25 protein-coding genes and 2 tRNA genes are annotated in these 25965 nt (G+C 63.1%); 20 read left to right on the top strand and 7 right to left on the bottom strand.

Translation table 11 applies throughout. From position 1 onward, the window contains the following. Positions 1 to 18: 18 nt before the first annotated feature. Positions 19 to 843, bottom strand: a complete 825-nt coding sequence (locus tag XH89_RS17635; RefSeq protein WP_194468211.1) for an enoyl-CoA hydratase — start codon at positions 841 to 843, stop codon at positions 19 to 21. Between the two features lie 86 nt (positions 844 to 929). Here XH89_RS17635 and XH89_RS17640 point away from each other — a divergent pair, with 86 nt between their 5' ends. From XH89_RS17640 to XH89_RS17665, 6 genes are all read left to right on the top strand, one after another. Next, entirely contained in the window at positions 930 to 1358 is a 429-nt protein-coding gene (locus XH89_RS17640; protein WP_194468522.1) for a PaaI family thioesterase, read from the top strand. A 157-nt stretch (positions 1359 to 1515) separates the two neighbouring features. Continuing rightward, entirely contained in the window at positions 1516 to 1980 is a 465-nt protein-coding gene (gene rplM, locus XH89_RS17645; RefSeq protein WP_057756282.1) for a 50S ribosomal protein L13, read from the top strand. Positions 1981 to 1982: 2 nt separating this feature from the next. Then, positions 1983 to 2465 carry a 30S ribosomal protein S9 gene (gene rpsI, locus XH89_RS17650; protein ID WP_057756279.1) on the top strand — a complete coding sequence of 161 codons (483 nt, stop codon included), beginning with the start codon at positions 1983 to 1985 and terminating at the stop codon, positions 2463 to 2465. A 229-nt stretch (positions 2466 to 2694) separates the two neighbouring features. Continuing rightward, positions 2695 to 3915: a GGDEF domain-containing protein gene (locus XH89_RS17655; RefSeq protein ID WP_194468212.1), complete on the top strand. Its 1221-nt coding sequence runs from the start codon at positions 2695 to 2697 to the stop codon at positions 3913 to 3915. A gap of 59 nt (positions 3916 to 3974) precedes the next feature. Further along, complete coding sequence (locus XH89_RS17660) at positions 3975 to 4211, top strand: hypothetical protein (protein WP_194468213.1); 237 nt, start codon at positions 3975 to 3977, stop codon at positions 4209 to 4211. A 101-nt stretch (positions 4212 to 4312) separates the two neighbouring features. Further along, positions 4313 to 4609, top strand: a complete 297-nt coding sequence (locus tag XH89_RS17665) for an antibiotic biosynthesis monooxygenase (RefSeq protein WP_057756272.1) — start codon at positions 4313 to 4315, stop codon at positions 4607 to 4609. A 12-nt stretch (positions 4610 to 4621) separates the two neighbouring features. Here the strand turns inward: XH89_RS17665 and XH89_RS17670 are convergent, their stop codons facing one another. Continuing rightward, positions 4622 to 5797, bottom strand: coding sequence for an AI-2E family transporter (locus tag XH89_RS17670; RefSeq protein ID WP_194468214.1), 1176 nt, complete (start codon positions 5795 to 5797; stop codon positions 4622 to 4624). Positions 5798 to 6068: 271 nt separating this feature from the next. Between XH89_RS17670 and XH89_RS17675 the strand changes: the two genes are divergently transcribed. From XH89_RS17675 to XH89_RS17690, 4 genes are all read left to right on the top strand, one after another. Continuing rightward, positions 6069 to 6842, top strand: a complete 774-nt coding sequence (locus tag XH89_RS17675; RefSeq protein WP_194468215.1) for a gamma-glutamyl-gamma-aminobutyrate hydrolase family protein — start codon at positions 6069 to 6071, stop codon at positions 6840 to 6842. Positions 6843 to 6942: 100 nt separating this feature from the next. Then, positions 6943 to 7554 (top strand): hypothetical protein, encoded by a 612-nt coding sequence (locus XH89_RS17680; RefSeq protein ID WP_194468216.1) that lies wholly within the window; start codon positions 6943 to 6945, stop codon positions 7552 to 7554. 456 nt (positions 7555 to 8010) lie between these two features. Further along, a complete protein-coding gene (locus tag XH89_RS17685) occupies positions 8011 to 9384 on the top strand; it encodes a nodulation protein NfeD (RefSeq protein ID WP_194468217.1) in 1374 nt (457 codons plus the stop codon). Further along, positions 9384 to 10142: a slipin family protein gene (locus XH89_RS17690; RefSeq protein WP_371825217.1), complete on the top strand. Its 759-nt coding sequence runs from the start codon at positions 9384 to 9386 to the stop codon at positions 10140 to 10142. The genes XH89_RS17685 and XH89_RS17690 overlap by 1 nt, the downstream gene beginning before the upstream one ends. 211 nt (positions 10143 to 10353) lie before the next feature. Here XH89_RS17690 and glnA read toward each other — a convergent pair whose 3' ends face one another. Further along, on the bottom strand, positions 10354 to 11763 hold the full coding sequence (gene glnA, locus XH89_RS17695) for a type I glutamate--ammonia ligase (RefSeq protein ID WP_014494828.1): 1410 nt from the start codon (positions 11761 to 11763) through the stop codon (positions 10354 to 10356). Between the two features lie 151 nt (positions 11764 to 11914). Then, positions 11915 to 12253, bottom strand: a complete 339-nt coding sequence (locus XH89_RS17700; RefSeq protein WP_007603495.1) for a P-II family nitrogen regulator — start codon at positions 12251 to 12253, stop codon at positions 11915 to 11917. Between the two features lie 379 nt (positions 12254 to 12632). On the opposite strand from XH89_RS17700, the gene XH89_RS17705 reads away from it, so the two are divergent. Next, positions 12633 to 14132, top strand: coding sequence for an NAD(P)H-hydrate dehydratase (locus tag XH89_RS17705; protein ID WP_194468218.1), 1500 nt, complete (start codon positions 12633 to 12635; stop codon positions 14130 to 14132). Continuing rightward, positions 14132 to 14575, top strand: a complete 444-nt coding sequence (locus XH89_RS17710) for a GNAT family N-acetyltransferase (protein ID WP_194468219.1) — start codon at positions 14132 to 14134, stop codon at positions 14573 to 14575. The genes XH89_RS17705 and XH89_RS17710 overlap by 1 nt, the downstream gene beginning before the upstream one ends. 2 nt (positions 14576 to 14577) lie before the next feature. Here XH89_RS17710 and XH89_RS17715 read toward each other — a convergent pair whose 3' ends face one another. Beyond that, the gene (locus XH89_RS17715; protein ID WP_194468220.1) at positions 14578 to 15891 is read right to left on the bottom strand and encodes a multicopper oxidase family protein; all 1314 of its coding nucleotides are present in this window, start codon (positions 15889 to 15891) and stop codon (positions 14578 to 14580) included. Positions 15892 to 16044: 153 nt separating this feature from the next. Between XH89_RS17715 and XH89_RS17720 the strand changes: the two genes are divergently transcribed. From XH89_RS17720 to XH89_RS17750, 7 genes are all read left to right on the top strand, one after another. Continuing rightward, a tRNA-Leu gene (locus XH89_RS17720) sits at positions 16045 to 16129 on the top strand. A gap of 181 nt (positions 16130 to 16310) precedes the next feature. Further along, complete coding sequence (gene tig / locus XH89_RS17725) at positions 16311 to 17669, top strand: trigger factor (protein WP_194468221.1); 1359 nt, start codon at positions 16311 to 16313, stop codon at positions 17667 to 17669. A 297-nt stretch (positions 17670 to 17966) separates the two neighbouring features. After that, positions 17967 to 18602 (top strand): ATP-dependent Clp protease proteolytic subunit, encoded by a 636-nt coding sequence (locus XH89_RS17730; RefSeq protein WP_128926031.1) that lies wholly within the window; start codon positions 17967 to 17969, stop codon positions 18600 to 18602. 439 nt (positions 18603 to 19041) lie between these two features. Next, entirely contained in the window at positions 19042 to 20313 is a 1272-nt protein-coding gene (gene clpX, locus XH89_RS17735) for an ATP-dependent Clp protease ATP-binding subunit ClpX (protein WP_018642420.1), read from the top strand. Between the two features lie 321 nt (positions 20314 to 20634). Beyond that, positions 20635 to 23058, top strand: a complete 2424-nt coding sequence (gene lon / locus XH89_RS17740) for an endopeptidase La (protein WP_194468222.1) — start codon at positions 20635 to 20637, stop codon at positions 23056 to 23058. Positions 23059 to 23125: 67 nt separating this feature from the next. After that, entirely contained in the window at positions 23126 to 23530 is a 405-nt protein-coding gene (locus XH89_RS17745) for a GFA family protein (RefSeq protein ID WP_194468223.1), read from the top strand. A 64-nt stretch (positions 23531 to 23594) separates the two neighbouring features. Next, positions 23595 to 23671, top strand: a tRNA-Val gene (locus XH89_RS17750). 250 nt (positions 23672 to 23921) lie between these two features. Here the strand turns inward: XH89_RS17750 and XH89_RS17755 are convergent. Both XH89_RS17755 and XH89_RS17760 read right to left on the bottom strand, forming a co-directional pair. Next, positions 23922 to 24533, bottom strand: coding sequence for an acyltransferase (locus tag XH89_RS17755; RefSeq protein WP_194468224.1), 612 nt, complete (start codon positions 24531 to 24533; stop codon positions 23922 to 23924). Positions 24534 to 24535: 2 nt separating this feature from the next. Then, on the bottom strand, positions 24536 to 24913 hold the full coding sequence (locus tag XH89_RS17760) for an acyltransferase (RefSeq protein ID WP_194468225.1): 378 nt from the start codon (positions 24911 to 24913) through the stop codon (positions 24536 to 24538). Between the two features lie 162 nt (positions 24914 to 25075). On the opposite strand from XH89_RS17760, the gene XH89_RS17765 reads away from it, so the two are divergent. After that, the gene (locus XH89_RS17765; protein WP_194468226.1) at positions 25076 to 25936 is read left to right on the top strand and encodes a class I SAM-dependent methyltransferase; all 861 of its coding nucleotides are present in this window, start codon (positions 25076 to 25078) and stop codon (positions 25934 to 25936) included. The last annotated feature ends 29 nt before the right edge of the window (positions 25937 to 25965 follow it).

Below are 25965 nucleotides of genomic sequence, written 5' to 3' on the forward strand. Positions count from 1 at the left end.
GCTGGTCTTTTCTTGTTGTCACTCATCCCGCCAGGTCGGCGCGCGCTTCTCGATAAAGGCGCCGATGCCTTCTTCGGCATCGCGTGCCATCATGTTTTCGGTCATCACCTCTGCCGCATAGCGATAGGCATCGGCAAGGCTCATCTCGGCCTGGCGATAGAACGCCTCCTTGCCGAGCTTGACGGTGTAGGCCGACTTCAACGCGACCTGTTGCGCCAGCGCGATCGCGGCATCGCGCTCGGTGCCGGCAGTGACCACGCGATTGACGAGACCGATCTCTCTCGCGCGCGCGGCGGGGACCGGCTCGCCCGTCAGCAGCATCTCCATCGCCTGCTTGCGCGGCACATTGCGCGACAGCGCCACCATCGGCGTCGAGCAGAACAGGCCGATGTCGACGCCGGGCGTGGCGAAGTGGGCGGCTTCCGATGCAATCGCAAGGTCGCAGCTCGCCACGAGCTGGCAGCCGGCGGCTGTCGCGATGCCCTGGACGGCAGCGACCACGGGCTTGGGCAGATGCACGATCGCCTGCATCATCGCGCTACAGGCGTTCATGGTCTCGGCGAAGAAGGCGCGGCCACGATCGGGATCCGCGCGGCGCGCGGTCAGCTCCTTCATGTCGTGACCGGCCGAGAAGGCAGGACCGTTGGCTGCCAGCACGACGCCGCGGACGGCCTTATCGCCGCCGATCTCGTCGAGCGCGGCATGCAGGCCCGCAATCATCGCCGTCGACAGGCTGTTGCGCGCGGCCGGCCGGTTCAGGGTTAGGACTGCGATAGGGCCGACCATTTCGCGCAGCAGAATTGGCTGATGCGGCGAGGGGGCGCGGGCGGCCTGGGTGGACATTGGAGCGTTTCCGATTGGATTATTACAGTTGGATGATGCAGATAACCTAATGTAGCAGGTGGCGCGAAGCGAGGGTGGGGAACGGCATGGCGGCAGCGAAAATGAGCGTGGCGGAGCTTGAGCAGTTTCTCCGCGACGAATTCCCCCAGGCCTTCAGCGGCGATGACATCACGATCGAGAGCGCGGACGGCCAGACCTGCCTTTTGCGCCAGCGTTACAGCGAAAGGATGCTGCGGCCGGGGGGAACCGTGTCCGGCCCGACGCTGATGGCCCTGGCCGATTTCGCCATGTACGTGGTGCTGCTGTCGGCGATCGGTCCGATCGGGCTCGCCGTGACCACCAATCTCAACATCAATTTCCTCCGCAAGGGCCAGCCGGGGCAGGACGTGCTGGCCGAGGCCCGGCTGCTCAAGCTCGGCAAGCGCCTGGCGGTCGGGGAGGTGAACCTGTTGACGGGAACGTCGCCCGATCCCATCGCCCATGTCACATCGACCTATTCCATTCCAAATATTTGACCTTTTTGCAGGTAATATAGCACCATATTTTTAAACCATTGATTCTGCTTGCGTAAATTCCATCTTTGGGCATTGACCGTTGCGCGGCGCTTCTCTAGAAACTCGCGCAGTCTGGTGCGGTGTTCGCGCCGATGTCTCCCTTCACGGAAATTCAGAGATGAAAACCTTTTCGGCAAAGCCGGCCGAGGTAACGAAGAAGTGGGTGCTGATCGACGCCAAGGGTCTGGTCGTCGGCCGTCTCGCCACCATCGTTGCCATGCGTCTGCGCGGCAAGCACCTCCCGACCTACACCCCGCACGTTGATTGCGGCGACAACGTCATCATCATCAACGCCCAGCATGCCGTCCTCACCGGCCGCAAGCGCGAGCAGAAGACCTACTACAAGCACACCGGCTATGTCGGCCACGTCAAGGAGCGCACCGCGCGCCAGATCCTCGAAGGCCGTCATCCCGAGCGCGTGCTCGAGAAGGCCGTCGAGCGCATGATCCCGCGTGGTCCGCTTGGTCGCGTCCAGATGGGCAACCTCCGTGTTTACGGCGGCGCCGATCATCCGCACGAGGCCCAGACGCCCGAGAAGCTCGACATCGCCAAGTTGAACCGCAAGAACACGAGGGCCGCATAATCATGGCCGAATCCATTCAGTCGCTCGACCAGCTCTCGCAGCTCAAGACCGCAGCCGTGGCGCCCGATGCGCCCAAGCACGAGAAGAAGGTCGACAAGTTCAACCGCGCCTACGCCACCGGCAAGCGCAAGGACGCGGTCGCCCGCGTCTGGATCAAGCCGGGCGCCGGCAAGGTCACCGTCAACTCGCGCGAGGTCGAGGTCTATTTCGCCCGTCCCGTGCTGCGCATGATGATCGAGCAGCCGTTCTCGGTGGCCCAGCGTTCGGGCCAGTATGACGTGATCTGCACCGTCGCCGGCGGCGGTCTGTCCGGCCAGGCTGGCGCCGTGCGTCATGGCATCTCCAAGGCTCTCACTTACTTCGAGCCCGAGCTGCGTAGCGTGCTCAAGAAGGGCGGCTTCCTCACCCGCGACTCGCGCGTGGTCGAGCGTAAGAAGTACGGCAAGGCCAAGGCCCGCCGGTCCTTCCAGTTCTCGAAGCGTTAATCGCTTCGGTCACATTCGCCGCGAAAGCGGCTTCAATGAGATGCAAAAGGGCGCTGATTTCAGCGCCCTTTTTGCTGTTCGTTTGTACGCAAATTGAAGACGAGTTTCCCGAAAACTTGGGCTCGCGTGAAAACCTGAATGGAACTCGCCGGACCTAGCGTGGCATTTGGAAGGGCGCGCAAGTCGGCTGGGCCGATCGCGTAACTGCTATGTCTTGAAGGGGGCCGACATGATGTCGCTCGATAGCATCACGCTCTATTTGGTTGCCACCATGGTCGCCGCACTGCTCGGCGCCATGATGGTGTTGTTTGGTAAGCAAGAGAACAGCCCTGCGCTGAAATGGTGGGGCACCGCGTATCTGCTCGGTGCGGCCTCCGTGGCGCTGTGGACTGCGGCCGGCGACAAGCTCGGGCCACATCTCTATCTCGCGCTGAACGCAGTCGGCTTCGTTGCCTGTGGCATGGTGTGGAATGCGGCGCGCGTCTTCCATGGCCGCAAACCGAACTGGCCGGGCCTGCTCGCCGGTGCGCTCGCCTGGGTCGCTGCCGCCTCGCTGCTCGATCCTGCCGCGTCCATGCTGCGCATGCTCGTCGGCGCCGGCATCGTCTCGATCTACGCGGCGCTGACCGCGGGCGAGCTCTGGGTCGAGCGGCGCAAGAGCCTGCAACGTCGCTGGCCCGCCTTCGTCGTGCCGGTCATGCACGGCTGCGTCCTGATGCTGCCGATCCTGCTCGGCAGCTTCATGCGCCCGAACGACGCGAGCTTTTCCGGTAGCATCTGGGTCACCGTGTTCGCGGTCGAGCTCGTGCTCTACGCCGTCGGCACCGTGTTCGTGATCTTCATGCTGGTGTCCGAGCGGACGGTGACCGCGCACCGGACCGCCGCATCCACCGATCCACTGACGGGCATGCTCAACCGCCGCGGCTTCTCGGAAGCATGCAGCCGGGTGATCGAGCGCGAGGCCAAGGCCGGACGTCCCGTGACCGTGATGATCTTCGACATCGACCACTTCAAGTCGATCAACGACCGCTTCGGCCATCCCGCCGGCGACGAGATGCTGAAATTGTTCTCGACCGTCGTCGTCAGCAACCTGCGCATCTCCGATCTTTCCGGCCGCATCGGCGGCGAGGAATTCGCGGCGCTGCTGCCGTGTTCGCTCGAGGAGGGCGTGCTGGTTGCCGAGCGTGTGCGCGAGGCGTTCGAGACATCGGGTGTTGTCGTCGATGAAGGCCCGGTCGACACCACGGTCAGCATCGGCGTCGCCGGCGGCCCGGCGGGCACCGAGCTCGAGGTGCTGCTGGCCTCAGCCGACACCGCGCTCTACCAGGCCAAGCGCGGCGGCCGCAATCGCGTCGAGTCGGCGGAGGAGCTGCCGCTGTCGCTGGAGAACTGGCGTCGCCAGAGCGCCGCGCGGACCGGCGCGCCGCAGACGCGTCCGGCCACGGCATGAAGCAAACGGGCGCCTTGCGGTAATCTTCTGTTTACCATTCGATCCATACCATTGCGGTCATGGAATCGATCCGTCGACAGAATCCGCAGGCTGCCCTGATGTCGCTCGAAGCCGCTGCAAGCTCGGCCCGCGGCGGCTTCGCCTGCCTGTTCTCGACCGCGGACGAATACGAGACCGCGCTGATCGCCGAGCGCCGCGCGCAAGGCCGCTACACGCAAAGCCACAGCTACTGGCCGTTTGTGCTTTTTCTCGGTTGCGCGTTCATCGTTGCCGGCACCGTGCTGTTGTTCGCCTGAGAGCGCCGCATTTTCGGCCGGGCAGGGCGCCGTTTCGGCGCCTTTTTCTTTGCTTCCAGCTGCGGTAGACACGGCCACCAAACAAATAGGGGTGGAAACCGATGATCACCGAGATCGCGCAAATCGACGTCAAGCCGGGCAGCGAGAAGGATTTTGAGGCCGCTGTCGCCAAGGCCAAGGCCGCCTTCGGCCGCTCCAAGGGCTTTCACGGTTTTGAACTGCACAAGTCGATCGAGAAGCCGCAGCGCTACCGGCTGATGGTGAAATGGGCGACGCTGGAGAACCATACCGTCGATTTTCGCGGCTCCGAGAATTTCACCGAATGGCGCGGGCTTGTCGGCCAGTATTTTGCCTCGCCTCCCGATGTCGAGCACACCGAGACCGTGCTGACGACCTGAGGCGCTACCTCTTTATGCCCCCTCTGCGAGAGGCGCCTCATACGTCTTGAAATGGTCGATCATGACCTTGGCGATGGCGACGAGCGGCAGCGCCAGCGCCAGGCCCCAGACGCCGAAGACGACGCCGAGCAGGATCTGGAACGCAAACAGCGTGGCCGGCGGGATGTTCAGCGCCTGGCGCTGGAGCAGCGGCGTCAGCACATAGCTCTCCATCGCATGCACGCCGAGGAACAGCATCAGCGCCGACAGCGCCGGAATCCAGCCCGAGGCGAGGCTCGCCAGCACCACGACGACGCCGGCGATGATGGCGCCGACGGTCGGGATGAAGGCGAGCAGGCCGGCCTGGATGCCCAGGATGAACGAGCCGGGGATGCCGATGATCGCAAGTCCGATCCAGGTCACGAGTCCGACCGCGAGCATGACGATGATCTGCGCGATCAGCCAGCGCTCCAGCGTCTCGCCGATGCGGTCGACGATGAGGGTCGCGCGGACGCGGTGCCTGACCGGTGCGAGGAATAGCAGCCCGTCGTGATAGACGCTGGGCTGCGTGGCGAAGGCGAGCCCCAGGAACAGCACGATGAAGATGTTGCCGACGGCGCTGATCGCGCCGAACAGCAGCTTGAAGGTCTGGCTGACGATTGCTCCGCCGCTGGAGGCAAGCGCGCCTGCGCCTGGCAGTTGACCGCGTGCAGTCGGGCTTGCCACCGGTGCCGTCGCCGTATCGCCCGAGGCGGAGGGGGCGGCGGAGGTCGCGTTGCTAATGTCGAAGAAGCTGGTGTCGATGCCGTGGTTTTCGAGGAAAGACCTGACATGCGAGATCTGCGACTTGATGGTGTTGCTGAGCGCTGAGGCCTGATCGGCAATCGTCGCGCCGCCGAGATAGGCGACGCCGGCAAGCAGGGCCGCAAGCACGGTGCAGACGATCGCAAGCCGCGCCGCATGTGGCAGGTGCACGCGGCGGCCGAGCGCATTGGTCAGCGCGTTGAGGCCGACGCCAAGCAGCATGCCGGTGAAGATCAGGAGCAGGGTGGCGGCAAAGTACCAGGTGAAGACCAGCGCCGCAGTGAACAGGACGATCCCGATGCCGCCGACGGCAATGGCCCAAGCCCTGTCCCAAGCCCTGTCCCAAGCCATGTCCCGAGCCAAATCGGAGCGGTTTTCCGGCTGTTCATCTCTGGAGATGGTCACATCGTGTCCTTTTCGGAAGCGCGCAGCAGCACTCTTTCGTGAAATCTGACCGGGGATCAAGCCGGCCCCGTGCGCCGGATTGAAGCGCCCAAGTGCGTTCAAGTGCGTTCAAGCGCGTTGCGGCCGACGCCCATGGGGCCCCAGGGGGCGCGCCGAGGGGCAGGAATTAGGTCAAAATAGCATTGCCGGCCCGCGATCCGCTCTGTTGAATTTGTTCCATCCGAGGGGCATGTTTAGAGAATCTTTTTCGGCGTGGAGGTCGGAACGGGAGATGAGAAAGCCGGTCGTCGGCGTGATCGGGAATTCCCATCGCGTCGAAAATCGTTTTCAGGTCCAAATGGTCGGCGAGCGCAACCTGCGCGCCGTGGCCGAGGTCTCCGGTGGCCTGCCGATGATGTTTGCGGGCTCGCCCGACATCACCGATATCGCTGCACTGCTCGATACCGTTGACGGCATCGTGCTGACCGGGGCTCGTGCCAACGTCCACCCGACCCGGTTCAACGTCGATCCCTGCGAGAAGCACGAGCCTTATGACATTCACCGCGACGAGGTCGCGCTGGCGCTCTCGCTCGCCTGCGTCTCGCGCGGCATTCCGCTGTTCGGCATCTGTCGGGGCTTGCAGGAGATGAACGTCGCCTTCGGCGGCTCGCTGCATCCCGAGATCCGCGAAATCCCCGGCCGCATGAACCACCGCATGCCCCGGCTGGAGAATGGCGAGATCCATCCCGATCCGACCGTCGTGTTCGCCGACCGTCACGACGTCGACCTCACGCCGGGCGGCGCGTTCGCAAAACTCCTCGGCTGCGAGAAGATCCGGGTCAATTCGCTGCACGGGCAGGGCATACTCGACCCCGGCAAGCGCGTGCTGATCGAAGGCGTGGCCGAAGACGGCACCATCGAGGCGATCCGCATCGCGGAAGCGTCGACCTTCGCGCTCGGCGTGCAGTGGCACGCCGAATACGACCCGCAGCGCAATCCGATCAATCGCAAGCTGTTCGAGGCTTTTGGCGAGGCGATGGTGGCGAAACAGAGGGCGGCGGCATAGGCCGATCGGCGTCGCTCTGACCTCACGGTCGGGAGTTGTGCCGGGCCGAACTCGCGCGTTACGTTCCAGGCTGGAGCTTCCAGTCTGGAATTAACTTCCGATGATACGCAACCTCGCCGTTACGGCTCTCATCGCGATCGTCTCGCCCGCATTGGCCCAGACCGTCCCGCCGCAAGAAGGACCGATCACCTGCGTTTCGCCAATTGCGCGGGATGATACGGAAGCAAGCCTGAAGCAACGCTACGGCAAGGACGCGGTGGTCCAGGAACTGCCGGGCGCCGAAGGTGAGACCTACAAGGGGCTGGTGCTGTTTCCGAAGGCGATGGACCGTCGCATCGAGATCGGCTTCGCCGACGACAAGGCTGGGCGCGCCTCCGGCCTGATCCTTCGCGACACCGCGAAGACGAGCCGCTGGAGCGTCAGCGGCATCACGATCGGATCGAGCCTCGCCGACTTGCAGAAGGCGAACGGCAAGCCGTTTCTGGTGGCCGACTTCGAGTGGGACTATGGCGGCTTCGTCACCGACTGGAAGGGCGGCACGCTCGGCCATCCGTTGCAGGGCGGCTGCACCGTGACGATCCGCTTCGACCGGAAATCGGCTGCGCCGAAATCGCTGCTTGGCGACGGCGTGAAAGTCGCCTCGGACAATGCGACGCTGGTGAAATGGGCGCCGGTGGTAACGGAGATCGGGGTGAATTTTCCGGACAAGTGAGGATGTGACGAACTGCGTGCGCAACATTTCGAGTGGAGTAAACCAATCAGTAGGAATCGTTGCGCGCTGATTTTTCCGATTCCGATTCGTTCTTTGAGAACGAAGTGGAGTCAGATGCGGAACGAAAGTTTTCAGCCTTCACAGGATGGATAGAGCGTAGCGAAACCCATCCTGCGACCATTCCATACAGCAGCTACACCTTCGCGTTCTCGCGACCGACTTCGCCCGAGCTTTGGTCTGTTTTCCGCCTCTCCGGAAAAGCTGGACACTTTTACGGGTCGCGAGGGGCGGCCCCGCTGCGCACGCATCCTGGGGAATGATGGGGGACGTTGTCTGCGACCCGAGTGCAGCAGTTCGACCCCATCCATTGCATCGCACAATCGCAATGACGGGCGACGCACTCCGCATTGAGGTTTGCGTGATGGCCACCATATCTTCGGCAAGGGAGCCCTTGCCGTGCAGATCATGAAGGCGGCCCTCGTTGCGGCGATCGGCATCGTCGCTTGTCTTGCCTGTCTCCGTCCCGGCTCAGCGGAGGATCACCGCCGTCTTGCACTCACCGTCACGATCGACGGGGCCATCGGCCCGGCGTCGGCGAGCTATGTGAAGGAGGCGCTGGTCAAGGCCAGCGAACGGCGCGCCGAGATCGTGATCCTTCGCATGAATACGCCCGGCGGCTTGAACTCAAGCATGCGCGAGATCATCGCGGACGTGCTCGGCTCGTCCGTTCCTGTCGCCGGCTACGTCGCGCCGGCCGGCGCCCATGCGGCGAGTGCCGGGACCTATATCCTCTATGCGACGCATATCGCGGCGATGGCGCCGGGCACCAATATCGGCGCGGCGACGCCCGTGCAGATCGGCGGACCCCTTCCGGGCCTGCCGAGCGGTACGCCAGACAAGGAGAGCAAAGACAAGAAGGATGAGCCGAAGGACGCAATGACGGCGAAGGTGACGAACGATGCCGTCGCCTTCATCCGCAGCCTTGCCGAACTGCGCGGCCGCAATGCCGATTGGGCGGAGAAGGCGGTCCGCGAAGCCGCCACGCTGTCCGCCACCGGCGCGGCGCAGGCGCACGCCATCGACCTTGTCGCGCGCGATGAGGTCGACCTGCTCAGGCAGATCGACGGTCGCGTGGTCGAGCTTGGCGGCGGCACGACGCAGCGCCTGGCAACGCAGGATGCCGTCATCGAAGCCGTCGATCCCGGGTGGATCTCCCGATTCCTGGCGGTTATCACCGATCCCAACGTCGCGTTCATCCTCCTGATGATCGGCATTTACGGCCTCATCTTCGAGTTCATGTCCCCCGGCACCGTTGCTCCGGGCGTGGTCGGGACGATCTGCCTGCTGCTCGGCCTCTACGCCCTCAACATGCTGCCGATCAATTATGCCGGGCTCGGCCTGATGCTGGTCGGGATCGCGCTGCTCGCCATCGAGGCGTTCAATCCGACTGTCGTGATCGGCCTCGGAGGCGTCGTCGCCTTTGTGCTGGGCGCCATCATGCTGGTCCGGGTCGAGTCGCCCAGCTATCGGCTGTCGTGGTCGGTCATCGCCGTCGTCGCGGCGATCTTTGCGGGATTCGTTCTGGTCGTGCTCGGCGCGCTCCGGCGCGCCCGCCGCGGTTCGCCACGGGTCGGCGCGCAAGCCATGCGTGGCCTGATCGCCGAGGTCCTCGACTGGAACGAAAACGAGGGGCATGTCTTTACGCACGGCGAGCGCTGGCAAGCGCGCGGCAATGACACTTTCAAACCCGGTGAGAGGGTCGAGGTCGCCAATATCGTCGACTTGACCCTGGTGGTTCGGCGGCCGAGCGGTGAGGGAGGTCAAGTCTGATGTTCGAATATTCGCTCTATGCAGCGCTTGCGCTGATCGTCATCCTGTTTCTCACCCAGGCTGTTCGCATTCTCAGGGAATACGAGCGCGGCGTCATCTTCACGCTTGGCCGCTTCACTGGGGTGAAAGGGCCGGGCCTCGTCATCCTCATTCCGGTCGCGCAGCAGCTGGTCAAGGTCGACCTCAGGGTGATGGTGCAGGTGGTGCCGCCCCAGGATGTGATTTCGCGCGACAACGTCTCGGTCAAGGTCAACGCCGTTCTCTACTTCCGCATCGTCGATCCCGAGCGCGCCATCATCAAGGTCGGCGACTACATGGCCGCGACCAGTCAGCTCGCCCAGACCACGCTGCGCTCGGTGCTTGGCAAGCACGAGCTCGACGAGATGCTCGCCGAACGCGACAGGTTGAACGCCGACATCCAGGAAATCCTCGACAAGCAGACCGACGTCTGGGGCATCAAGGTGACCGGCATCGAGATCAAGGACGTCGATATCAACGAAACCATGGTGCGCGCCATCGCCAAGCAGGCCGAAGCGGAACGGTTGCGGCGCGCCAAGGTGATCAACGCGATGGGCGAGCAGCAGGCCGCCGAAAAGCTGGTCGAGGCCGGCCGCATTCTCGCGCAGGAGCCGCAGGCGATGCAGCTGCGCTACTTCGCCGCGCTGCATGACATCGCGGGCGAGCGGTCGTCGACCATCGTGTTTCCGCTGCCGACGGGGCTGCTCGATCATTTCACGCCGCGGCGCGAGACGACGTGAGTGTGGATCGACGGAGGACTGCGAACTGCGCTCGCAACATCTCGGATCGAATAAACCAATCAGCAAGGATTGGTGCGCGCTGATTTTTTCGATTCCGATTCGTTCTTTGAGAACGAAGTGGAGTCAGATGCAGAACGAAAGTTAAGTTTCGACCGTTCAAAACAAAAGGCGCCCAAAAGGGCGCCTTTCGCGTGTCGGGATATCGAGCCGATCAGCCCGAATAGTACATGTCGAACTCGACCGGATGCGGGGTCATCTCGAAGCGCTCGACTTCGGTCATCTTCAGCTCGATATAAGCGTCGATGAAGTCGTCGTCGAACACGCCGCCGTTCTTGAGGAAGCCGCGGTCCTTGTCGAGGTTTTCCAGCGCCTCGCGCAAGCTGCCGCAAACGGTCGGGATCTGCTTCAGCTCTTCCTTCGGCAGATCGTAGAGGTCCTTGTCCATCGCCGGACCCGGATCGATCTTGTTCTTGATGCCGTCAAGGCCCGCCATCAGCATCGCGGCGAAGCCGAGATAGGGATTGGCAAGCGGATCGGGGAAGCGCACCTCGACACGCTTGGCCTTCGGCGAAGCGGTGTAGGGGATGCGGCAGGAGGCCGAGCGGTTGCGCGCGGAATAGGCGAGCAGCACGGGCGCTTCATAGCCCGGGACCAGACGCTTGTAGGAGTTGGTCGACGGGTTGGTGAAGGCGTTGATCGCCTTGGCGTGCTTGATGATGCCGCCGATGTAGTGGAGGCAGGTCTCCGAGAGGTCGGCATATTTGTTGCCGGCAAACACCGGCTTGCCGTCCTTCCAAATCGACTGGTGCACGTGCATGCCCGAGCCGTTGTCGCCATAGACCGGCTTCGGCATGAAGGTGGCGGTCTTGCCGTAGATGTGCGCGACCTGATGGATGCAGTACTTGTAGATCTGCAGGTGGTCGGCCATCAGCGTCAGCGTGTCGAACTTCATGCCCAGCTCGTGCTGGGCGGAAGCGACCTCGTGGTGATGCTTCTCGACCTTGACGCCCATCTTGGCCATGGCACCGAGCATCTCGGAGCGCATGTCCTGCACGGAGTCCTGCGGCGGGACGGGGAAGTAGCCCGCCTTGGTGCGGATGCGGTGGCCGAGGTTGCCGCCCTCATATTCCGTGTCGGTGTTGGTCGGCAGCTCCGAGGAGTCGAGGCGGAAACCGGTGTTGTAGGGGCTCGAGGAGAAGCGCACGTCGTCGAACACGAAGAACTCGGCTTCGGGACCGACGAACACGCTGTCGCCCACGCCCATCGACTTCACCATGGCCTCGGCCTTCTTGGCGATGCCGCGGGGGTCGCGGTTGTAGGGCTCGCCGGTGGTCGGCTCGAGCACGTCGCAGGTAATGACCATGGTGGTCTCGGCGAAGAACGGGTCGATCGTCGCGGTCACCGGATCGGGCATCAGGCACATGTCGGACTCGTTGATCGCCTTCCAGCCGGCGATCGAGGAGCCGTCGAACATCGTTCCTTCGGCGAAAATGTCCTCATCGATCATGCTGACGTCGAACGTGACGTGCTGCCACTTGCCGCGCGGATCGGTGAAGCGCAGGTCGACGTACTTGACGTCGTTGTCCTTGATCGATTTCAGGACGTCTTTGGCGGTCTTCATGCATACCCCTTATGGCTCTGCGGGTCGGTTTCCAGATGAGCAGATTCGTTCTCGCTTTCGGCGAGTTTGGCGCAACTGCACAAACGAAATCAGGCCGCCGAAGCAGCCTTTTTTCTTTCAGAGTGTCGCAAGATTCGGGATAGCACCCGGCTCAGATAGCGTCCAGCCCGGATTCGCCGGTTCGGATGCGGATCGCCTCTTCGATATTGGAGACGAAAATCTTGCCGTCGCCGATGCGGCCGGTCTGCGCGGCGCGGCGGATTGCGTCGATCGCGCGCTCGACCAGATCGTCACCGATCACGATCTCGATCTTCACCTTGGGCAGGAAATCGACGATGTATTCTGCGCCGCGGTAGAGTTCGGCGTGGCCCTTCTGGCGGCCAAAACCCTTGGCCTCGGTCACGGTGATGCCCTGGAGGCCGACTTCCTGAAGCGCTTCCTTCACCTCGTCGAGCTTGAACGGCTTGATGATGGCTTCGATCTTCTTCACTGCGCGCCTCCCGGCCTTTCGATCAAATAGCAACGTCTTCGTCAGGATGCGCTTTTCTTAACGCACGATCTTGTCTTCGCTATGCCGGGACCTGACCAGCCCGGCAACAACGGCTGGCCACACCCAGATGATGTCAGTGAGCACGACGAACCGAAGCGGCTTCCTCGAAAGCAGGGTCTATGCCAAGTTGCAAATGCCCTGGATATTGGAGCGTTATCAGCCTTTTAACGAGCATCTCTGATAGGTGGAGCCAGTCGGCTCAAAATACCGCAGACTACGAAATAGGCAAACGGTTCAATATCTGTGCAAACAAGTGTTCCGTTGGTCGGAGCGGCACGAAACGTGCCTGTTGAAAAGGCGTTTGGACCAGGGAAGTGGCATGGAAGTTCTAACCACCGCCGAGATGCAGCGGGCTGACCAACTCAGCATCACGGCCGGCACGCCCGGTTTCAAGCTGATGCTGAGCGCCGGCCAGGCGGTCGCGGAAGCCGCCAATGCGCTGGTGGAGGAGGGGGCGATCCTGATCGTCGCCGGCCCCGGCAACAATGGCGGTGACGGTTTTGTCGCAGCCGCCGAGCTCGCCGCGCAAGGGCGCGAGGTCTCGGTCATCCTGATGTGCGAGCGCGATCAGCTCCAGGGCGATGCGGCCTCCGCCGCGCGCGGCTGGAAGCACCCGGTGCTGCCGTTTAATCCGCAGGCGATCGGAAGGCCGGCGCTGATCATCGATGCACTGTTCGGCGCAGGCCTCAGCCGCTCCGTCGACGGCGAGGCGCGCGAGATGATCGAGGCGATCAACGCCAACGGCGCGCCCGTGCTCGCGGTCGATCTGCCGAGCGGCATCAACGGCACCAGCGCAGCGGTGATGGGCGTTGCGGTGAACGCCACCGAGACCGTCACTTTCTTTCGCAAGAAGCCCGCACATCTCTTGCTGCCCGGGCGCATGCATTGCGGCCGCGTGCGCGTTGCCGACATCGGTATCGACGCACAGGTGCTCGACGAGATCGCGCCGCAGATCTTCGAGAACGATCCGGATTTCTGGGGCGCCGCGTTCCCGGTGCCGCGGATCGACGGCCATAAATATACGCGCGGCCACGTGCTGGCGGTATCCGGCGATGCGGCCGCGACCGGCGCTGCGCGGCTTGCCGCCCGTGGCAGCTTGCGCGCCGGCGCCGGTCTCGTGACGCTTGCGACCCCGCGCGATGCGCTGGCGATCAATGCGAGCGCGCTCACGGCCGTGATGGTGCGCCCTGTCGACACCGCGGTCGAGTTCGGCGGGCTGCTGGAAGACAAGCGCTACAACACCTGCATGATCGGTCCCGGTGCCGGTGTCGGCGAGCGCACCTGCGACATGGTCCATACCGCGCTGACCGCGCAGCGGCATCTGGTGCTGGACGCCGACGCGCTGACGAGCTTTGCCGCAAAGCCGGAGCGGCTGTTTGAATCGATCAAGTCGTCGCACGACACCGTCGTGGTGCTGACGCCACATGAGGGCGAGTTTCCGCGCCTGTTCTCCGACCTCAGCAACAAGACTCCGGGCCGCTCCAAGCTGGAGCGCGTGCGCGCCGCCGCCGAACGCTCGGGTGCCGTCGTGCTCCTGAAGGGTCCAGACACCACCGTCGCCGCGCCCGACGGCCGCGCCACCATCGCCGCCAACGCACCGCCCTGGCTCGCCACCGGCGGCGCCGGCGACGTGCTCGCCGGCATCATCGCTGGCCTTCTGGCGCAGGGCGTGCCGGCGTTCGAGGCCGCCAGTATCGGCGTCTGGATGCATGGCGAGGCCGCGAGTGAAGCCGGGCCGGGGTTGATCGCCGAAGATCTCACCGAGACTCTGCCGGCCGTGCACCGCCGGATCTATCATGCGCTCGGGATCGAGTACTGATGCTGCGGCTGCTCGCGCTCACCGACATGAGCGCGGCGGCGCAAGTCCATCGGATCGCCTTCGATCAGGCGATGCCGTGGCTCGCCGGGCTGCACACGCCGGACGAGGACCGCTGGTTCTACCGTGAGCGTGTCTTTCCTGCCTGTCACGTCTGGGGACGCTTCGATGGCGACGAGCTCTGCGGGATCATCGCGTTCCGTGACGGCTGGATCGAGCAGCTCTACGTCCGCCCCGCCGCGCAGGGCCGCGGCATCGGCACCGAACTGCTCAATGTCGCCAAAGCCGCCAACGAGCGGCTTGAGCTCTGGACCTTCCAGCGCAATGCACCGGCGCGGGGCTTCTACGAGGCGCACGGTTTCAAGCTTGCCGAGAAAACGGATGGAACGCGGAACGAGGAGAACGAGCCTGACGCGCGGTACGTCTGGGTAAGAACGAGCCGATAGCCTCACTCCACCCCGTACCACCGCACCAGCCGCGGTGCCGCCCAATCGGTCATGACGGATTCGATCAGCCATCGTCCTTGTGACGTCGCGGCGAAGGCGATGCGCTCGGTCTGGTCGGGCTCGATGGCAAGCGTATCGAGCCAATAGGGCTTCCAGCCATCGTCGAGCCGGTCGAGCAGGCGGAAATGATGGCCGTGCAGGTGGAACACGGTGGTGAGCGGGGCGGGGTTTTTCAGGGCCAGCACCACGGTCCGGCCGGCCTTGGCGCGGAAGGCGGGAGCGGAGGCGGTGGAGAAGTTAGCGGTCCGCGCCCAGCCGGCGTCGGCCGCGCCGAGCGCGACATCGAACCGCAGGGCCCCTTTCAGGTCGAGCTTTTCGGGGAGGCCATTCGAGGGGAGCGGCTGCGGCGGCCCCAGCGGCGTACGCTCGATTTTGCCGGAAACGGCGAGGCGTCCGAGCAGGTGCGCCTCCTTGCCGTCATGCAGCACGAACGCGGCCGACGCAGCTGCATCCACAACTGCGTCGACACGGGCGCCTGGGGCCAGGACCAGAGCGCCGTTGCGGGCCGGAAACGGCTCGGCCGGCTGACCGTCCAGGGCCATCACCTGGACCTCGTGGCTTTCCAATTTGATAGCCAGAACAGAGCGTTGTGAGCCGTTGATGAAGCGCAATCGGAGCCGCTCGCCGGCGGAAGCTGACAGTTCGAATGAAGTCTGCCCGTTCAGGGTGTAGAGCGGGCTTGTGCCCTCGGGAGTCCGGCCCGGCGGAAGCGCCGTGCCGTCCGGTCGCAGGCGCCATTCTTCGATCAGCAGCACCTCGTCGCGATCGACGCTCACCGAATTCGTCTCTGTGGCGATGATCGGGAGCGGCCGGGCGGGCTGGCTCAGGCGATCCTCAAAGAGACGGAAGTTGGTCAGCAGAGTTCCGGCATTTGGTATTGAAATAATTGATGTTTCTGTCGAATCCGGACCGACGGGCGCGCGCCCTCCCAGCGGGTCGGGCACGGCTGCGCCATCAAGGCCGTACCAAACAGGAGCAAGCGGTACGGGCAGGTCGTTTCTGAAAACCATTTCGCAGCGGTCGCCGCGCTTGAAGCGCACATTCCCGATGTGGCTTGCGGCGACGAGCTCCCAGATCGGTGTAGCTGGCTGGCCCGCCCTGAGAGGCAATGTTGCCGGTCTTGCCTGTAGAAGGACCTGGGCGGTCGGGAGCGGGGCTGCGCCGCCCGCCACCGATCCGGCTGCCGAGGCTCCGAGCGAGGCCCCCAGGCCGGCTAAAACCTCGCGCCGGGTCAGGTCAAAAATCCGCGGTTTCATGGCCCGATCCCGACCACGCGGCGCTGGATAAGTCCAGCCGTCATGCCTACTTGAAGCCTGCCTCCATCAGGCCATTTTTTTGCTGCGAACAGTCGGGCACATGCTATAAGCCCGGCCGCCCGCGGCATCGCGGCCGGTCTTGATGCAATTCACGCGGGCGTGGCGGAACTGGTAGACGCGCTGGATTTAGGTTCCAGTGACGAAAGTTGTGGGGGTTCGAGTCCCTCCGCCCGCACCAAGCGCTAATCGCGTTTGCACGGATTACCGAAGGGCCTCGCTTTGCGCGGATGTTTGTCCGTCCGGAGCAGGGCTCTGATGAACCACCGGCGTTGAGGCGTTTGCCTCGCGCCGGATCGATTAATGACAGCGTCCCGACGCGGCTAGCGTGCCGGGACCGAGCGAGAAGAAGATTGGACGCCATGCAGGTCACAGAAACCCTCTCGGAAGGTTTGAAGCACGAGTTCAAGATCAGCGTTCCCGCGTCTGATCTCGACGCAAAAGCAGGCGCCAAGCTCGTCGACCTCAAGGACAAGGTGCGCCTCAACGGCTTCCGTCCCGGCAAGGTGCCGGTCACGCACCTCAAGAAGGTCTATGGCCGTTCGGTGATGGCCGAGACCATCGACCAGACCATTCGCGACACCAACACCCAGCTCTTCACGGAGCGCGGCTTCAAGCTTGCGACCGAGCCGAAGATCACCATGCCGACCGAGCAGGCCGAGGTCGAGGAGCTGCTGAGCGGCAAGTCCGACCTGACCTACACGGTCGCGATCGAAGTGGTGCCGGCGATCGCACTCGCCGACTTCAAGGCCTTCCAGGTCGAGAAGCCCGTCGCCGAGGTGTCCGATTCAGACGTCGACGAGGCGATCAAGCGCATCGCCGACACCAACCGCACCTATGCCGCCAAGGGCGAGGGCGAGAAGGCCGCTTCAGGCGACCGCGTCACCATCAACTTCAAGGGCACCATCAACGGCGAAGCCTTCGAGGGCGGCGCGGGTGAAGGCATCCAGGTCGTGATCGGCTCCAATACCTTCATTCCCGGTTTCGAGGAGCAGCTCATCGGCATCGGCGCGAACGAGACGCGCACGCTGAAGGTGTCGTTCCCCAAGAACTACATGAGCGAGAAGCTTGCCGGCCAGCCGGCCGAGTTCGAGACCACCGCGACGCTGATCGAAGCGCCGCAGGATCTTGCGATCAACGACGAGTTCGCCAAGACGCTCGGCCTGGAATCGCTGGACAAACTCAAGGAAGCCGCGCGCGAGCGTTTGGTTGCCGAGTACGCCGGTGCGACGCGCCAGCGCGTCAAGCGCGCGCTGCTCGATCGTCTCGACGAGGCGCATCGCTTCGAGGCGCCGCCCTCGCTCGTCGACGAGGAGTTCAATCTGATGTGGAACTCGGTCAAGGCCGAGATGGATTCCGCCGGCAAGACCTTTGCCGACGAGGACACCACTGAGGACAAGGCGAAGGAAGAGTACCGCAAGATCGCCGACCGCCGCGTGCGTCTCGGCCTCGTGCTTTCCGAGATCGGCGAGAAGAACAAGATCACCGTGACCGATGACGAGGTCGGCCGCGCCGTGATCGAGCGCGCGCGCTCGATGCCCGGCCGCGAGAAGGAAGTCTGGGACTATTACCGCAACAACGCCCAGGCGCTGGCCCAGCTTCGTGCACCGATCTACGAGGACAAGGTCGTCGACTTCATCCTCGAGCTCGCCAACGTGACCGAGAAGAAGGTCTCGCGCGAGGACCTGTACAAGGACGACGAGGAAAAGACTGCAGCCTGAAGGCTTTGACGCAGTCTCCTGTTAAGGATGATCAGCGGAAGGGCCCAGCTAGCCAGATGGCCGGCTGGGTCTTTTTGCGAGAATCAGCTTCAAGTGCCAAGTGGATTAACGGGTGGATTAAGCCATAATTCGCTCCGCACTTGTCTGGCGCGAATTGGGCTATATCTGTCGGTACCTACGCGTTCTACCTCTACCAACTTCCTGCATCACGGGACGTCCATCGGCCTTCCGGCAAACCCAGCCCGACGACTGGCAGCCAAGACTGGCGATGTCCGCCTCTAAAACCCTAGGTGACTCATGCGCGATCCGGTTGAAACCTACATGAACCTCGTGCCCATGGTGGTCGAGCAGACCAACCGTGGCGAGCGCGCCTACGACATTTTCTCGCGCCTTTTGAAGGAACGTATCATCTTCGTGACCGGACCGGTCGAGGATGGCATGTCGACGCTGATCGTCGCGCAGTTGTTGTTCCTTGAGGCGGAAAATCCGAAAAAGGAAATCTCGATGTACATCAACTCGCCGGGTGGCGTGGTGACGTCGGGCCTTGCGATCTACGACACGATGCAGTTCATCCGCCCGCCGGTCTCGACGCTGTGCACCGGTCAGGCCGCCTCGATGGGCTCGCTGCTGCTCGCCGCAGGCGAGAAGGACATGCGCTTCTCGCTGCCGAACGCGCGCATCATGGTTCACCAGCCCTCCGGTGGCTTCCAGGGCCAGGCCACCGACATCATGCTGCATGCCCAGGAAATCCTGAACCTGAAGAAGCGGCTCAACGAGATCTACGTGAAACACACCGGCCAGACCTACAAGTCGATCGAGGACGCGCTGGAGCGCGACAAGTTCCTGACCGCCAACGACGCCAAGGAGTTCGGCCTGGTCGACAAGGTCATCGACAAGCGCGCCGAAGAGGCCGCGCCTGCGAAGGCCCCGTAGCGTTACCGGGACTGCAATTTTGATCCCTGGGATCATCAGCACGGCGTTCATGTTAAGGACGCGTTCGCAAGGGCGCAAAAAGCCGGTTTTGCGCCCTGCGACAGGCAGAAAGTTCCGCTTTCGTGCTTGTTTTTCGTGGTAATCCAGCAACGCTGGGGTGATTTCGGTCACTTCGCCCGTGCCAAGACGTGAAATCACGGTATTGTCACGGGTAGCCGGCGCCCCCCCGATTAGCGAATTCTTGATAGTCGGGTGACAGCATGGTTGGCTACGAATGATGGGCTATGATCGCGGAGAAGCGAGTGACCGTGATTCGCACGGGATGTAACGCGTAGGGTCTTTTTTGGTACGGAATTTGCTCTATTTGAATCCCTTACCCGCCAACGTTTCGGGATGGGACGATCGAGCGGACGGGATCGAACCGCGGACGGAGACATGAATGAGTAAGGTCGGCACGAGCGACTCCAAGAACACGCTATATTGCTCGTTCTGCGGCAAGAGCCAGCACGAAGTCCGCAAACTGATCGCGGGTCCCACGGTCTTCATCTGCGACGAGTGCGTCGAGCTCTGCATGGACATCATCCGCGAGGAGAACAAGTCCTCGCTGGTCAAGTCGCGCGACGGCATTCCGACGCCGAAGGAAATCTGCAAGGTGCTGGACGATTACGTCATCGGCCAGAGCCATGCGAAGAAGGTCCTGTCGGTCGCGGTGCACAATCACTACAAGCGCCTCAACCACCAGACCAAGCACAACGACGTCGAGCTCGCGAAGTCGAACATCCTCCTGATCGGTCCGACCGGCTCGGGCAAGACGCTGCTCGCGCAGACGCTCGCCCGCATCCTCGACGTGCCGTTCACGATGGCGGATGCGACGACGCTGACCGAAGCCGGCTATGTCGGTGAGGACGTCGAGAACATCATCCTGAAGCTGCTCCAGGCCGCCGACTACAATGTCGAGCGTGCCCAGCGCGGCATCGTCTACATCGACGAAATCGACAAGATCAGCCGCAAGTCCGACAATCCCTCGATCACACGCGACGTGTCGGGTGAGGGCGTGCAGCAGGCGCTATTGAAGATCATGGAAGGCACGGTGGCTTCGGTCCCGCCGCAGGGCGGCCGCAAGCATCCCCAGCAGGAATTCCTGCAGGTGGATACCACCAACATCCTGTTCATCTGCGGCGGTGCGTTCGCCGGCCTCGAGAAGATCATCTCGGCGCGCGGCCGGTCCACCTCGATCGGTTTCGCCGCCCAGGTGATGGCGCCGGAAGACCGCCGGACCGGCGAGATCTTCCGTCACGTCGAGCCTGAGGACCTCCTGAAGTACGGCCTTATCCCCGAGTTCGTCGGCCGTCTGCCGGTCGTCGCGACGCTCGAGGATCTGGACGAGACTTCGCTGAAGAAGATCCTCACCGAGCCCAAGAACGCGCTGGTGAAGCAGTACCAGCGGCTGTTCGAGATGGAGAACATCGAGCTCACCTTCGCCGACGAGGCGCTTGGCGCGGTTGCCCGCAAGGCGATCGAGCGCAAGACCGGCGCGCGTGGACTGCGTTCGATCCTCGAAGCAATCCTGCTCGAGACCATGTTCGACCTGCCGGGCCTGGAAGGTGTGGAAGAAGTCGTGATTTCCCGCGAAGTTGTGGAAGGCACGGCGCGTCCGCTCTACATCTACGCCGATCGGACCGATCGCGCGGTCGAGAACGCCAGCGCCTGATTTCCCGGCGCTGGGACGCTCCAACGTCTTTGCTAGTAGCGGCTGCGGACATTTCCTCCGCAGCCGGAATTGCGTCGCTTACTCGTTGCGTAAGCGCCTGATGGCGCGTGTTTTTCAATGACTTGACACCCCCCCGGTCGATAGCCACCTAATGTCGGCGGCGAGCGAGAATTCTGTTCAAGATTCGCCTCAGTTTCGATCCGGCAAGCCCGGTCCAACCTACGAAGGGTAGACCGGTTTTGTGGATCATCTCGGCACCTTGTGGCGGTTGCGCACCAGATGCGGGCTGCGTGCGAGGGGGCAAAGCAAAAGGAAAAGGCCATGACTAATCCAAAACCCCGGCCAACCATCGTCCATGGCGAGACGCACGCTTATCCCGTGTTGCCGCTGCGCGATATCGTCGTCTTCCCGCACATGATCGTTCCGCTCTTCGTCGGTCGCGAGAAGTCGATCCGCGCGCTCGAAGAGGTGATGAAGAACGACGCGCTGATCATGCTCGCGACGCAGAAGAATGCGTCCGACGATGATCCGGCGCCCGATGCCATTTACGAGACCGGTACGCTTGCCAGCGTGCTGCAGCTCTTGAAGCTCCCTGACGGCACCGTGAAGGTGCTGGTCGAAGGGCTCGAACGCGCACGCGTGTCAAAATACACCGATCGCGCTGACTATTATGAAGCCACCGCCGTTGCGCTCGCCGACACCGATGCGAAGTCGGTCGAGGCGGAAGCGCTGGCGCGTTCGGTCGTGTCCGACTTCGAGAGTTATGTGAAGCTCAACAAGAAGATCTCGGCCGAGGTCGTCGGCGTCGTGCAGGCGATTACCGATTTCGCCAAGCTCGCCGACACCGTCGCCTCGCATCTTGCCGTCAAGATCGCGGACCGTCAGGGCATCCTGGAGACGCTGTCGGTCACCACGCGCCTGGAGAAGGTGCTGGGCCTGATGGAGAGCGAGATCTCGGTGCTGCAGGTCGAGAAGCGCATCCGCTCGCGCGTCAAGCGCCAGATGGAGAAGACCCAGCGCGAGTATTATCTCAACGAGCAGATGAAGGCGATCCAGAAGGAACTCGGTGACGACGACGGTCGCGACGAGCTCGCCGATCTCGAAGAGAAGATCTCCAAGACCAAGCTCTCCAAGGAAGCGCGCGACAAGGCGCAGCATGAATTGAAGAAGCTGCGCCAGATGTCGCCGATGTCCGCGGAAGCGACCGTCGTACGCAACTATCTGGATTGGCTGCTGTCAATCCCGTGGAACAAGAAGTCCAAGGTGAAGAAGGATCTGGAGCAGGCGCAAGCCATCCTGGATTCCGATCACTACGGGCTTGAGAAGGTCAAGGAACGCATCGTCGAGTATCTCGCCGTGCAGTCGCGCGCCAACAAGCTGACGGGCCCGATCCTGTGCCTCGTCGGCCCTCCCGGCGTCGGCAAGACCTCGCTCGGCAAGTCGATCGCGAAGGCCACGGGCCGCGAGTTCGTGCGCGTGTCGCTCGGCGGCGTGCGCGACGAAGCCGAGATCCGCGGTCACCGCCGCACCTATATCGGCTCGATGCCCGGCAAGATCATCCAGTCGATGCGGAAGGCGAAGTCGTCCAATCCGCTGTTCCTGCTGGACGAGATCGACAAGATGGGCGCCGATTTCCGCGGCGATCCGTCCTCGGCCTTGCTTGAGGTCCTCGACCCCGAGCAGAACGGGACGTTTGCCGACCACTATCTGGAGGTCGACTACGATCTGTCGAACGTCATGTTCATCACGACCGCGAATACGCTCAATATTCCGGGCCCGCTGATGGACCGCATGGAGATCATCCGGATCGCGGGTTACACCGAGAACGAGAAGGTCGAGATCGCGCGCAAGCACCTGATCCCGAACGCGGTGTCCAAGCATGGCCTGGACTCCAAGGAGTTCTCGATCGATGACGACGCGTTGCTGCTTCTGATCCGCCGTTACACCCGCGAAGCGGGCGTGCGTAATTTGGAGCGTGAGCTCTCCACACTTGCCCGCAAGGCGGTGAAGGAGCTGATGATCTCCAAGAAGAAGTCGGTCAAGGTCACCGAGAAGACTCTGGAAGAGCTCTTGGGCGTGCCGAAGTACCGCTTCGGCGAGATCGAGAGCGAGCCGCAGGTCGGCATTGTCACCGGCCTTGCCTGGACTGACGTCGGCGGCGAGCTGCTGACCATCGAAGGCGTCATGATGCCCGGCAAGGGCAAGATGACGGTCACGGGCAATCTGCGTGACGTCATGAAGGAATCGATCTCGGCGGCGGCGTCCTATGTCCGCTCGCGGGCGATCAACTACGGGGTCGAGCCGCCGCTGTTCGACCGGCGCGACATCCATGTGCACGTGCCCGAGGGCGCGACGCCGAAGGACGGTCCGTCGGCGGGCGTCGCCATGGCCACCGCGATCATCTCGGTCATGACCGGCATTCCGGTCCGCCACGATGTCGCGATGACCGGCGAGATCACGCTGCGCGGCCGCGTGCTGCCGATCGGCGGCCTCAAGGAGAAGCTGCTCGCCGCCGCTCGCGGCGGCATCAAGACGGTGCTGATCCCCGAGGACAACGCCAAGGATCTCACGGAGATTTCCGATGCGATCAAGGGCGGCATGGAGATCATCCCGGTCTCCCGTCTGGACGATGTCATCGCCAAGGCGCTGGTGAAGAAGCCGGTGCCGATCGTCTGGGAAGAGGACACCAAGGTGACCGTGAAGCCCGACGGGGACGAAGCCGCCGGCGGCCTGACCGCTCACTGAGATCGCAGCTTGGAAAGATGATAAAACGGCGCCTTCGGGCGCCGTTTTTGTTTTGGAAGGGGATGCGATGCAGGTCGACGGTCACTGCCATTGCGGCAAGATCACCTTTGAGGCCGAGGTCGACCCCGAGGCGGTCTCGGTCTGCCACTGCCGCGACTGCCAGACCCTCACGGGCTCGCCGTTCCGGGTGACCGCCATCTGCACCGCAGATGACATCAAGCTCACCAGCGGCACGCCTAAGGTCTATGGCAAGCGTGGCGACAATGGCCGGATGCGCTTCCAGCACTTCTGCGGCGATTGCGGTTCCCCGCTGTTCACCAGCGGTGAAGGCGACCAGGCCGACGATTGGGGCATCCGCTGGGGCTGCATCCGCCAGCGCGACAAATTGCGCCCTGTCAGGCAGATCTGGTGCCAATCGGCCGCGGTTTGGATTGATGCGGTCCCGCTGCTGCCGGGCCGACCGGGCGATTGAAGGCCAGCTGATTGGTGTTCAGCACTTGCCCGCACCTGCCGGGTAGGGATAAAGAAGCGCCGTGGGGCGGTTAGCTCAGCTGGTTAGAGCATCTCGTTTACACCGAGAGGGTCCGCGGTTCGAATCCGTGACCGCCCACCAGTGACTTACGAGACTGCCCCGGGGCAGTGCCAGTCTAGCGCGCTGCTGGCTTCTGAACGCCCTCCTGCCACGCCATTGCTGAACCGCTGTCGTCCGAGAACTGGCCGATAGTCAGGCCGGTAAAGGAAATCCCGGTTCCGACTCGAAACGCTCATTTGCACAACCGTGACTGGCGGGATGCAGGCTTTTTGACAAGTCGCCGATCGAGCCGGCCTGACTTGGCAGACAGATCTGCAAGCACAGTTGACGGCTATGCCTTGCGAGATCTGAAGAGCAGTTCGCTCGACAGTGTTGGCCATTTGCCGAGCGGGTCTGCCAGGAAGGCCGTGAGCGGCTTGATCGCAGGTTTTTCGACGAGGACATAGACGAGCCAGGCGATGGTGATGAGGAAGGCCGGCACAAGGAAGGCCCGAATGAGCCAATCCGCCGGCGCGCCCTGGCCGATATGGCCCCAGCGCAAGATCATGAGTCCAACGTCCTGGTGAATTAGGTACAGCGGGTAACTGATTACACCGATGAACGCCAAAGCGCGAAACGGTCGCGGTAGGAGATGGTCATATCGCGCGGCAAGATAGACGACGGCCGTACCGACCCATAGCAGCAGCGAGCGGTACGTTTCGATTGGGACCGACGGTTGCCTGAAATGGAACTTCAGGTGGTAGAGGTCGACTGCGATTGCAACGACGATCCCGGCAAGAGCTTCCCTTGTACGTCCCCTCGTCAGCGCGGCGATGCTCATGCCGGCGATGAAGAACGGGAAGAAATCGTTCGAGGTGTAATAGTCGGTGCTGGTGGTCAGGGTTCGGAATATCGTCACCGCGCAGATCAGCGCCAGCAGACGTCGCCTCAGCCCGAGCGCCATCATTAGGAAGCAGAAGATATAGAATTGAGGGTCGGAAGGGCGATGACCGTGTAAGCGTAGTGGACCCATTTCAGATCGCGGCCGGCCTCGACGAGTTCGGGTGCGAGTGCCTTGAACAACGTTGTCAGGAAGCCGCAGACGATCAGCGCGGGCAGCAGGCGGCCGAGTCGTTTGGCGTAGAAGTGCCACGCCGAATGCGAGGAGTCGGCGCTGATCGCGATGCAATAGCCGCTGATGATGAAGAACAGCAGGACCCCGAACGTGCCGCGGTTGAATATCGGCAGCGGCACAAAATGATAAAGCAGCACCCAGATGACTGCGATGGCCCGCAGGCAGTCGATACCGGTTGATCTTTCGGATTTCAGGAGGATTTCTGCCACGCTGCAACTTTAGGCGGCTCATTCTGGTTGTGTCAATTCGGTCGAACCTCAAGTTCGAAACCGTGCGAAGATCATGCGGCCGTTCATTGGATTTGAATGGGCTCGAACTTCGCTTCGTGATATGGCCGTCTCGTCGCCAAATACCGCGCGAGTGAGGTCTCGATGCAACAGCCCACCGGTCACGAGCAAAACGCCGACCAGATCGCCTACTGGAACGGACCGAGCGGTCAGCGCTGGGCCGATCGCCACAGCGCGCAGGAAAGCCTGCTCGGACCCATTGCCGACGTGCTGATCGACCGTGCCAGGCCGAAGCCAGGCGAGCGCGTTCTCGACGTCGGCTGCGGGTCGGGCGCGACGACCTTTGCATTCGCGAAAGCTGTCGCGCCCGACGGCTTTGCGCTCGGCCTCGATGTCTCCGAGCCGATGCTGTCGCAGGCGCGCGCGTCGACGCCGAAGGGGCTGCCGCTGGATTTCGTGCTGGCGGATGCGACCGTTTACCCGTTTGAGCCGGCCAGTTTCGATCTGCTCGCCTCCCGCTTCGGCGTGATGTTCTTTGCCGATCCGATTGCGTCCTTCACCAATCTTCGCCGTGCGCTGAAGCCGACGGGGCGGCTCGCTTTCGTCTGCTGGCGCGAGCCGAAGGAAAATCCGTGGATGATGGCGCCGCTGATGGCGGTCTACAAACACGTGCCGAAGATGCCGCCGGTCGGGCCGGAGGAGCCGGGCCCGTTTGCGTTCGCCTCGGAAGAACGAGTCACGCGTATCCTCAAGGGCGCGGGATTCATCGACGTCGCGATGGAGCCGCATAATCTGCCGATGGACATCGCCATTGGCGGCGGGCTCGATGCTGCCGTCGACGGCTCGCTCCAGATCGGCCCCGCCAGCCGCGCGCTCCAGGGCCATCCGCCGGAGACATACGCTGCGGCCAAGGCATCGATCCGCGAGACGCTCGCGCCGTTCGCGGAGGGACAGTCGGTGGCGCTGCAAGGAGCGATCTGGATCGTGACGGCGAAGGCGGGGTAGAGAGCGCTCTATCCGTACCCGTCATTGCG

Origin of the sequence: Bradyrhizobium sp. CCBAU 53340 (assembly GCF_015291645.1) — a bacterium.
Lineage (GTDB): Bacteria > Pseudomonadota > Alphaproteobacteria > Rhizobiales > Xanthobacteraceae > Bradyrhizobium.